Below are 8,532 nucleotides of genomic sequence, written 5' to 3'. Positions count from 1 at the left end.
GGCCGCGCCGCTGCCGGCCGGGGCGCTCGACGCGGCCCGCTTCGCCTCACGGGCGGCGCTGGCGAGCTCGGCCCGCAGCGTGCGCATCGCGTCGTTCACCTCGGCGCGCACGCCGTCGGCGAGGCGGCGCACCGAGTCGGTGAGGTCGTCCTCGATGGCGTCGAGCTCGTGCCGGCGCGCCTCGAGCTCGGCTCGACCGGCATCCGTGATCTCATAGACGGTCTTGCGACCGTCGGTCGACTTCGTGACCAGGCCCTCCTCCTCGAGCTTCGAGAGGCGGGGATAGATGGTGCCGGCGCTCGGGCTGTAGGTGCCGCCGAAGCGATCGGACAGCGCCTGGATCAGCTCGTAGCCGTGCCGGGGCCGCTCGTCGAGCAGCGCGAGCAGGTACAGGCGCAGGTTGCCGTGGGCGAAGACCGGCGGAGTCATGCCGAGGCCCCGGCGTCGCCCGCGCCGGTGCCGGCTGCGGCATCCGCCGTGCCCGCCTTCGCCGACGCCTCGCGGCGCATGATCGAGATGTTGCCCGACACGCTGTTGGCGCCGAGCTCGAGCCAGCGGCCGGCGAGTTCGCCGACGGTGCGCTCGAAGCCCTTGCCGAGCATGCCCTTGATGGTGGAGTCGTCGAGCAGCACCGTGCCGCCGACCGTGTTCACGCGGTAGCGGGCACCCGTGCCGGGTTCGAAGCGCACCGTGAGGTCGCCCGAGACCGTGTTCGTGTCGATGCGGTGCGGCGTGCCCTCGGCATCGACGATCATGTTGCCCGAGACGGTGTCGGCGTTGAACGACACGATGTCGCCGGTCGCGACGATGTCGCCCGAGACCGAGTGGGCCGTGATGCGGCCGGTGTGGTTGCCCGCGGAGACCTCGCCCGAGACGCTGGACAGTTCGACATCGCCCTCGTGGTTGTCGATCACCAGGTCGCCCGACACGGTGTTGAACTTCGCGTCCGTGGCGAAGCCCGAGACGAGCGCGTCGCCCGACACGACGCCGAGCTTGATGGCGACGTGGCGCGGGGCGAGGATCGACACCTCGGCCTTGGCGCTGCCGACGAACCCCTTGAAGGCGTCGATGAAGTTGTCCCAGCGCAGCTGCGGGTGGTCGATCTCGAGCGTGTCGCCGTCGATCTGCACGAGCAGGTCCTTGCCGGTGACGCTCGAGATCTCGATGCGGGCCCCCGGCTCGTCGTGCGCGATGATGTCGACCTTGCCGCCGATGAGGCTCACCTTGAGCTTGCGCACGAGTTCCAGGTCGATGACCCGGGAGTCTCCGGGGGCGATGACCCACTTCTCGATGGCCATGGTGCTTCTCCCTCTGCGCCGATTCGGGATGCCGCGGCATCCGTCTCGGACGCGGTCTGTATCGCGATATATCGCGTCTTGTCCTGCAACACGATATATCGCGTTTGCCGAGACTGCAAGTGCAGCGGATGCCGCGTGCTTGACATTGACGCGACGTCAACCTCTACCGTGGCATTCATCGAGAAGGGGAAGGGAGGATCACGATGGACTCGTCGATCCAGGAGATCGCGAAGCTGGCGGGCACCACCAGCCGCACGCTTCGCCACTACGACGACATCGGATTGCTGCCGCCGAGTCGCATCGGCGGCAACGGCTACCGCTACTACGACGACGCGGCGCTCGTGCGACTGCAGCGCATCATGCTGCTGCGCGAGCTCGGCCTCGGCCTCCCTGCCATCGGCGAGGTGCTCGACCGCGAGGAGAGCGCCCCGCACGCCCTGCGCACCCATCTCGAATGGCTGCAGCAGGAGCAGGACCGGCTGACGCGGCAGATCGCGTCGGTCGAACGCACCATCGGAGCATTGGAGGGAGGTGAACGACTCATGGCAGAGCAGATGTTCGACGGCTTCGACCACACCCGGTACAAGGAGGAGGTCGAGGAGCGCTGGGGCAAGGACGCGTACGCGAAGAGCGACGCGTGGTGGCGCTCGATGAGCGCCGACGAGAAGGCGGCGTGGCAGCAGCGCGTGGCGCAGCTCGCCGGCGACTGGATCTCGGCGCACGAACGGGGCATCGACCCCGCCGGCGACGAGGCGCAGGCGCTCGCGCAGCGTCAGTTCGACTGGCTGCGCGGCATCCCGGGCACGCCCGGCGGCGGCGCGGCCGGGCCGACGAAGGAGTACTTCGTCGGCCTCGCGGAGATGTATGTGGCCGACGACCGCTTCGGCGCGAACTACGGCGGCCAGGCCGGAGCCGAGTTCGTGCGTGACGCGATGACGGTCTACGCCGACCGCAACCTGTAGCGGACCGGCGACATCGCCCCCGAGGTGTCCCGACCTCGGGGGCGATCGCCGGTCATGAGGTGGCGGATGCCGCGCGAGAGCGCCGGACGACGGGACGGGCCGCGGCGGGCATCGCCCCCGAACGCCGGATGGCGAACAGCGGGATCGCGTAGCCGCACAGCGGTCCGATCAGGACGGCGAACGCCACGGTGCCGATGCCGACGTTGCCGCCGAGCGCCCAGCCGATGGCCAGCACGACGACCTCGATGCTGGTGCGGACGATCCAGATGCGCCATCCGGTGACCCGGTGCAGGCCCGTCATCAGGCCGTCGCGGGGGCCCGGGCCGAAGTGCGCGCCGATGTAGAGGCCGGTCGCGATCGCGAGCACGACGATGCCCGCGCCGAGCAGGAGGATGCGCGCCCAGAGGTCGAGGCCCGACGGGATGAGCCAGAGGCCGAGGTCGGCGAACGGCCCGACGAGCAGCGCGTTCATGATCGTGCCGAAGCCGGGCCTCTGGCGGATCGGGATCCACAGGAGCAGGACGATGCCGCTCGTGATGACGGTGATGAGCCCGAAGTTCAGCCCGGTCTGCTTCGCGATGCCCTGCGTCAGCACGTCCCACGGGGCGACGCCGAGCTCGCCGCGCACGATGAGCGCGATGGCGATGCCGTAGAGGAACAGCCCGAGGAAGAGCTGCACGAAGCGGCGGGCGAGTACAGGCGCGGGGTCGGTCGGACGGCGAAGCATGATGCAATCCAATTCCATGATTGGCCTGTTCGCAAAGAGCCAATCGGCCTAAAGTGGCCTGATGGCCGACCTCTCGCTCAGTGCCCGCTCGCTCGAGCTCCTCCTCGGCGACTGGCGGGGCACCGGCAGCGCCTACGAGGCGCTCGCGGAACGCATCCGCCTGCTCATCGTCGACGGCCGCATCGGGGTGGACACCCGCCTGCCGGCCGAGCGCGACCTCGCCGAACGCCTCTCACTGAGCCGGACGACCGTCACCGCGGCCTACCGGCACCTGCGCGAGCAGGGCATGCTGCACAGCGTGCGCGGCTCGGGCAGCGTGGCCCGCCTGACCGGCGCGCCGGCCATCCTGCCCGCACCGCTCGAGAGCGAGTACATCGACTTCTCGAAGGCCGCGCCGCCGGCGCTGCCCTGGCTCGCCGAGGTGGCCCGCCAGGCCGTCGACGACCTCCCGGCGCACCTCGCCGACGCCGGGTTCGACCCCATCGGCACCCCCGCTCTGCGCCAGGCCATCGCCGACCGGTACGCCGCCCGAGGCCTGCCGACCACGCCCGACCAGATCATGGTGACCATCGGCGCCCAGCACGCCATCGGCCTGCTCTCGCGGGCGCTCGTGGGTCGCGGCGACCGAGCGCTGACCGAGGTGCCCATCTACCCCCACGCCTACGAGGCCCTGCGCGCGGCCGGCGCCCGTCTCGTGACGGTGCCCGTCGCGCCGGCCGGTGCCGAGGGCGACGACGACCGCGAACAGGCGGCCGCCCTGGTGCAGGCGATCCGGCACTCGAACCCGGTCGCGGCGTACCTCATCCCCGACTTCCAGAACCCCACCGGGCGCACGATGAGCCGCGACACGCGCGCCCGCGTGCTCGACGCCGCCGCCCGGCAGGGCACCGTCGTCATCGCCGACGAGACCACCGCCGAGCTGTCCATCGACCGACCCGGCCACTTCCCGCCCATGGCGGCCGACGGGCCGGCCGTGCTCATCGGCTCGGTCGGCAAGACCGCGTGGGGCGGCATCCGCGTGGGCTGGATCCGTGCCGAGCGGCCGCTGATCCGACGGCTCCTCGCGGTGCGCTCACCGGGCGACCTCGGCACGCCGATCCTCGAGCAGCTCCTCGTCACCCGGCTGCTCGGTCGCATGGACGAGATCCTCGAGCTGCGCCGTGAACAGCTCCGCGTCGGCCGGGACCACCTCGAGCAGATGGTGGCGCGGCACCTGCCCGAGTGGGACGTGCCGCACGTCGCGGGCGGCATCGTCACCTGGGTCGGGCTCGGTGCGCCGGTCAGCTCGCAGCTCGCACTGGGCGCACGCCGCGAGGGCCTCATCGTGGCGGCCGGCCCGAGGTTCGGGGTCGACGGGCCAGACGCCCTGACTGAACCCGTCGTCCGCTCCGGCGCCGTTGGCCGTGCCGATCATGACCGCGATGAACGCGAGGATCGAGATGGCCACGATGGCGACGAACATGTAGGCGAGGATGCGCTCGGCACGGTGCTGGGTGATGGGGCCGGAGTCGCTCACCTCACCAGAATAGGGCAGCGGGCCGATGCAGGGCTGCCGGGCTTCTAGACTGGACCGAGGACGGATGCCGATTCGGCCCGTCCATCCCCACGCGAGCGAGGTTCACGATGCCCACCGGCAAGGTCAAGTTCTACGACGAGGAGAAGGGGTTCGGCTTCATCAGCTCCGATGACGGCCAGGAGGTCTTCCTCCACGCATCCGCTCTTCCCGCCGGCGCGACCGTGCGTGCGGGCACCCGCCTCGAGTTCGGCGTCGCACAGGGCAAGCGCGGCGCGCAGGCGCTGTCGGTGCGGGTGCTCGAGGCGCCCGTCAGCCTCGCGAAGATCAATCGCAAGCCCGCCGACGACATGGCCATCATCGTGGAGGACGTCGTGAAGGTGCTCGACGGCATCGGCGCCGACCTGCGCCGCGGCCGCTACCCCGACAAGTCGAAGTCGCGCACCGTCGCCGCGGTGCTGCGCAAGGTCGCAGACGATCTCGATGCCTGAGCAGTCCGGGCCGGTCGACGAGGCCCACGCCACGCTGAGCGAGCAGACGACGGATGCCGCGGCGCCCGCTGCTGACGAGACGACCGAGGCCCCGGCGCCCGCTGCTGACGAGACGACCGAGGCCCCGGCGCCCGTGTTCGAACCCGACGCGATGCTCCTCGACGCGGTCGACCTCGCCCGTCGGGCGCTGCTCGAGGTGACGCCGCCCGAGACCGTCGGGTCCGTCATCGGGCACGTCGCCGAGGGCGAGCACGTGCTCACGATGCTGTTCGCCGCCGACCTCGCGGGCTACCCGGGCTGGCGTTGGAGTGTCACGATCGCCCGGGTCGACGACGGCGAGCCCACCGTGCTCGAGACCGAGCTGATGCCCGGCGACACCGCGCTGCTGGCGCCCGAGTGGATCCCGTGGTCCGAGCGGCTCGCCGACTACCGGGCGGCACAGCAGGCGGCCGCCGCGGCGGCGGCCGAGGCCGGAGGCTCGGGCGACGAGCACGACGACGACGTCGATGAGCACGACGACGACGGCGACGAGCACGACGACTTCGACGACGAGGACGAGCTCGACGAGGACGACGACTCGGAGCTCGACGACGATGACGACGCCGAACTCGACGCGGCGTTCGGACACGACGACGGCGACGACGAGTTCGACGGCATCGACATCGACGCGCTCGACGAGTCAGGCGACGACGAGTCGGCCCGGGCCAACGACGACACGAGCGACGGCGAGGACGACGAGCCGGTCGAGGGCGACGAGGGTCAGCCCGACGAGCCGGCCTCCTGACGCGCGATCCGGCGACGGATCACCTGCACCACCACCAGCCCGACCAGTCCGAGTACGACCCCGGTGACGCACGCCCAGACCAGCCAGCCGAGACCAGCTGCTTCGAGCTGCGCGCGGAACACCAGCGTGACGACGAGCGCCACGAGCCACGAGAGCGTGCCCGCCAGCACCGCCTTGCGTGCATCGGCCCGCGCGGGCGCCGGATCGGGGCGCCGCTCGGAGTCGTTCAGCCAGAGTCGCACCGGACCTCAGCCCAGTCGCTCGAGCACGTAGTCGATCGACGACGTCAGCGCGCGCACGTCGTCGGGCTCGATCGCCGTGAAGGTGGCGACGCGCAGCTGGTTGCGTCCGAGCTTGCGGTAGGGCTCGGTGTCGACGATGCCGTTCTCGCGGAGCACCGACGCGATGCGCGCGGCATCCGTCGACTCGTCGAAGTCGATCGTCACCACGACCTGAGAGCGGTCGGCGGCCTCGGTCACGAACGGCGTGGCCACCTCGGTGCGCTCGGCCCAGTCGTAGAGCACCGACGACGACTCGCGGGTGCGGGCGTCGGCCCACGCGAGGCCCCCGGAGCCGTTCATCCACTCGAGCTGGTTCTCGAGGAGCAGCAGCGTCGCGAGCGCGGGCGTGTTGAGCGTCTGGTCGAGCCGGGAGTTGTCGATGGCGTTCTTCAGCGAGAGGAACTCGGGGATGTAGCGGTCGCCCCCGGCGATGCGCTCGACCCGCTCGATCGCGGCGGGGGAGAAGAGCGCGAACCAGAGTCCGCCGTCGGAGGCGAAATTCTTCTGCGGCGCGAAGTAGTAGACGTCGGACTCGGCCGGGTCGACCGCGACGCCGCCGGCGGCGCTCGTCGCGTCGATGACGGTGAGCGCGCCCTCGTCGCCCGCGACCCGGGTCACCGGCGCCATGACGCCAGTCGACGTCTCGTTGTGCGGCCAGGCGTACACGTCGACGCCCGCGACCGGCTCGGGGTTCGATCGGCTGCCGGGCGCCGCCGCGCGGACGTCGGGCGCCTCGAGCCAGGGAGCCGCGGCGGCGGCTGCGAACTTCTGGCCGAACTCCCCGAACGCGCAGAGCTGCGCGCGGCGCTCGATGAGGCCGGATGCCGCCGCGTCCCAGAACGCCGTCGAGCCGCCGTTGCCGAGCACGACCTCGTATCCGTCGGGCAGGTCGAAGAGGTCGGAGATGCCCTGACGCACACGGCCGACGAGCTGCTTCACGGGCGCCTGGCGGTGCGACGTCCCGAGGAGCCTCGGCCCCTCGGCGGCGAGGTGCGCCAGCTGCTCGGGGCGGACCTTGGACGGGCCGCAGCCGAATCGACCGTCGGCGGGCAGGAGGTCGCTGGGGATGACGAGGCTGGGCATGCGCACGAGTCTAGCGAGGGGGCGGCGGCCGGTAGGCTGGATGACGGGCTGCGACAGGGAGGGCTTCTGGTGACGGATCTCATCGACACGACGGAGATGTACCTCCGCACCATCCTCGATCTCGAGGAGGAGAACATCGTGCCCCTTCGAGCGCGCATCTCCGAGCGCCTCGGTCACTCCGGGCCCACCGTGTCGCAGACGGTCGCGCGCATGGAGCGGGACGGGCTCGTCGTCGTGTCGGGCGACCGTCACCTCGAACTGACCCCCGACGGGCGCAGCAAGGCCGTCCACGTCATGCGCAAGCACCGCCTCGCCGAGCGCCTGCTCGCCGACGTGATCGGGCTCGAGTGGGAGTACGTCCACGACGAGGCATGCCGGTGGGAGCATGTCATGAGCGAGCAGGTCGAGCGCCGCCTCATCGAGCTGCTCGGCGGCCCCCGCGAGTCGCCGTACGGCAACCCCATCCCCGGCCTCGAAGAACTGGGGCTGCCTGCAGCCGACCCGTTCATGCAGGGAGTGGTGCGCGTGCTCGACGCCGTCTCCGCCAGCGACCAGCCGGTGCGCGGCGTGGTCCGCCGCCTCGGAGAGCCCGTGCAGTTCGACCCCGAGCTGCTCGCCCAGCTCAAGCACGCCGGCGTGATGCCTGGCGCCCGGGCGTCGTTCAGTGCCGCCGGGCCGTACGTCCTCGTCGAGGTCGACGGGGTCGAGGGCGGCCTCGAGTTGCCGAGCGAGGTCGCCGGCCACATCTTCGTCGGAGAGTAATGCCTGATCACGGCCACTCCGTGATCAGAATGTGACATTCGACCATCCCTCGCGTATCCTCGATCGAGTCCGCCGGCGTCATAGCCAGTCGGTGGAACGGGATCGAGATCGCCCCCAGGCGCCCACCGCTCGATCCGGAACCCGTGACTGCGCAGCAAGCGCTCCAGGTGGGACGGCAGCACTGCCGTGGGGCGGCGGAGGTACACGTTTTGGCTCGATTCCCGCAGCGACGTCCATCCCGGAAGACGACGCGAGGGGCCGCTTCGAAGGCGATGGTCGCCACGAAGTCCCCGACCACCCCATCCACCGAACCTCCAGCGAAGGTCTCCGCGGCACCGCTCCCCTCGACCCGCCGACTGCGGCGAGGCGGACTCGCGAACGTGCTGGTGATGACGGTCGCCGCCGGCATCGTCGGCACCCTCGCGATCCCCGCGTACGCGTTCACCCCGGGCAGCGAGGGGCCGCAGTTCGGCACCTCCGCCGAGACGAAGCTGACGAAGGCGCAGGCGCAGTCGGTCGAGGTGACCGACGACGTGATCGCGGCGCCGGTCACGACCGACGCGTATGCGGCCACCACGGCCGAGGAGATCAAGGCCGCGGCCGACGCGGTGGGTCGCGGCGAGTGGCCGGT

Annotated in this window: 11 protein-coding genes; 6 read left to right on the top strand and 5 right to left on the bottom strand. The window is 71.2% G+C overall.

Annotation, left to right across the window (positions count from 1 at the left end):
* Positions 1-429 (bottom strand): PadR family transcriptional regulator (locus GH736_RS12615; RefSeq protein WP_162529555.1); only part of this gene is annotated, 429 nt, incomplete at its 3' end.
* The gene (locus GH736_RS12610; RefSeq protein WP_159603768.1) at positions 426-1,298 is read right to left on the bottom strand and encodes a DUF4097 family beta strand repeat-containing protein; all 873 of its coding nucleotides are present in this window, start codon (positions 1,296-1,298) and stop codon (positions 426-428) included. The genes GH736_RS12610 and GH736_RS12615, both read right to left, overlap by 4 nt.
* Positions 1,299-1,501: 203 nt before the next feature.
* Between GH736_RS12610 and GH736_RS12605 the strand changes: the two genes are divergently transcribed.
* Entirely contained in the window at positions 1,502-2,260 is a 759-nt protein-coding gene (locus tag GH736_RS12605; protein ID WP_159603766.1) for a MerR family transcriptional regulator, read from the top strand.
* A gap of 52 nt (positions 2,261-2,312) precedes the next feature.
* On the opposite strand, the gene yczE is transcribed toward GH736_RS12605, so the two are convergent.
* Entirely contained in the window at positions 2,313-2,987 is a 675-nt protein-coding gene (gene yczE, locus GH736_RS12600; RefSeq protein WP_159603764.1) for a membrane protein YczE, read from the bottom strand.
* Between the two features lie 61 nt (positions 2,988-3,048).
* Here yczE and yczR point away from each other — a divergent pair, with 61 nt between their 5' ends.
* Genes yczR through GH736_RS24565 form a run of 3 tightly spaced genes read left to right on the top strand, consistent with a single transcriptional unit; the run spans position 3,049 to position 5,775 of the window.
* Complete coding sequence (gene yczR / locus GH736_RS12595; protein WP_159603762.1) at positions 3,049-4,551, top strand: MocR-like transcription factor YczR; 1,503 nt, start codon at positions 3,049-3,051, stop codon at positions 4,549-4,551.
* A 59-nt stretch (positions 4,552-4,610) separates the two neighbouring features.
* Positions 4,611-4,991, top strand: coding sequence for a cold-shock protein (locus GH736_RS12590; protein WP_159603760.1), 381 nt, complete (start codon positions 4,611-4,613; stop codon positions 4,989-4,991).
* Positions 4,984-5,775, top strand: a complete 792-nt coding sequence (locus GH736_RS24565; RefSeq protein WP_203230754.1) for a DUF3027 domain-containing protein — start codon at positions 4,984-4,986, stop codon at positions 5,773-5,775. Before GH736_RS12590 ends, GH736_RS24565 begins: the two co-directional genes overlap by 8 nt.
* Here the strand turns inward: GH736_RS24565 and GH736_RS12580 are convergent.
* On the bottom strand, positions 5,751-6,017 hold the full coding sequence (locus GH736_RS12580) for a DUF2530 domain-containing protein (RefSeq protein WP_159603758.1): 267 nt from the start codon (positions 6,015-6,017) through the stop codon (positions 5,751-5,753). The two genes, GH736_RS24565 and GH736_RS12580, sit on opposite strands and share 25 nt — an antisense overlap.
* A 6-nt stretch (positions 6,018-6,023) precedes the next feature.
* On the bottom strand, positions 6,024-7,139 hold the full coding sequence (gene serC, locus GH736_RS12575; protein ID WP_159603756.1) for a phosphoserine transaminase: 1,116 nt from the start codon (positions 7,137-7,139) through the stop codon (positions 6,024-6,026).
* A gap of 69 nt (positions 7,140-7,208) precedes the next feature.
* Between serC and GH736_RS12570 the strand changes: the two genes are divergently transcribed.
* Positions 7,209-7,901, top strand: a complete 693-nt coding sequence (locus GH736_RS12570) for a metal-dependent transcriptional regulator (RefSeq protein ID WP_159603754.1) — start codon at positions 7,209-7,211, stop codon at positions 7,899-7,901.
* Positions 7,902-8,290: 389 nt separating this feature from the next.
* Positions 8,291-8,532: hypothetical protein (locus GH736_RS12565; RefSeq protein WP_159603752.1), on the top strand; the 242-nt coding region annotated here is incomplete at its 3' end.

Source organism: Agromyces humi, assembly GCF_009720255.1.
GTDB classification, from domain to species: domain Bacteria; phylum Actinomycetota; class Actinomycetes; order Actinomycetales; family Microbacteriaceae; genus Agromyces; species Agromyces humi.
This window is presented reverse-complemented; position numbering and strand designations above follow the sequence as displayed.

What these genes read in the sequence shown, in the direction of transcription:
- serC (WP_159603756.1), bottom strand. Translation starts at nt 7,139, where the DNA reads ATGCCCAGCCTCGTCATCCCCAGCGACCTCCTGCCCGCCGACGGTCGA.
- GH736_RS24565 (WP_203230754.1), top strand. Translation starts at nt 4,984, where the DNA reads ATGCCTGAGCAGTCCGGGCCGGTCGACGAGGCCCACGCCACGCTGAGC.
- GH736_RS12610 (WP_159603768.1), bottom strand. Translation starts at nt 1,298, where the DNA reads ATGGCCATCGAGAAGTGGGTCATCGCCCCCGGAGACTCCCGGGTCATC.
- yczE (WP_159603764.1), bottom strand. Translation starts at nt 2,987, where the DNA reads ATGCTTCGCCGTCCGACCGACCCCGCGCCTGTACTCGCCCGCCGCTTC.
- GH736_RS12605 (WP_159603766.1), top strand. Translation starts at nt 1,502, where the DNA reads ATGGACTCGTCGATCCAGGAGATCGCGAAGCTGGCGGGCACCACCAGC.
- yczR (WP_159603762.1), top strand. Translation starts at nt 3,049, where the DNA reads ATGGCCGACCTCTCGCTCAGTGCCCGCTCGCTCGAGCTCCTCCTCGGC.
- GH736_RS12590 (WP_159603760.1), top strand. Translation starts at nt 4,611, where the DNA reads ATGCCCACCGGCAAGGTCAAGTTCTACGACGAGGAGAAGGGGTTCGGC.